Source organism: Photobacterium sp. R1 (assembly GCF_054600795.1).
On the sequence record NZ_BAAHZP010000086.1, the window covers coordinates 1 to 466 of the forward strand.

General features: G+C 57.7%; 1 protein-coding gene. It reads right to left on the reverse strand.

The window, feature by feature from the left end; genetic code table 11:
* On the reverse strand, positions 1–466 hold a 466-nt coding region (locus tag ACYP03_RS24075), incomplete at both ends, for a baseplate J/gp47 family protein (RefSeq protein WP_459782372.1).

Consider the following 466-nt stretch of genomic DNA (forward strand, 5'->3'; position numbering starts at 1 on the left):
CGTGATTTCACCGCGTCCAGAATACCCGGCTCAGCACTGCCGTTCCCTGCCCGGGAGAGGACAGTGATCAACACACTGCCGGGTGTTTTCGAAATGGCCGTCGCATCCGATACCAGCGGATGCGCCGACAATGCATGAAACCGGTACGCATTGGCCGGACCTGCCACTGACATCCCCTCGAGGGCCAGCTGGATCCGGCGTCGGTAATCGTCATCCGGCTCCATCACTGCGGGCGTCGGTGGGACCGTTGAATCATCTGCCGGACTGATTTCCTGCCGATAGACGTAATACCGGGCACCGATATTATCCAGGTCATTTCCCAGTGCGTAGGCCAGTAAGACAGCCAGCGCAGCCTCATTGACCCGCTGCCTGTCCAGCATCCGAAAATATGCCGCGACTTCCAGCACTTTATAAACCGGATCGGACTCCGTCATGGCCGTAAAGGTTGGGTCATTTTCAATCAGCT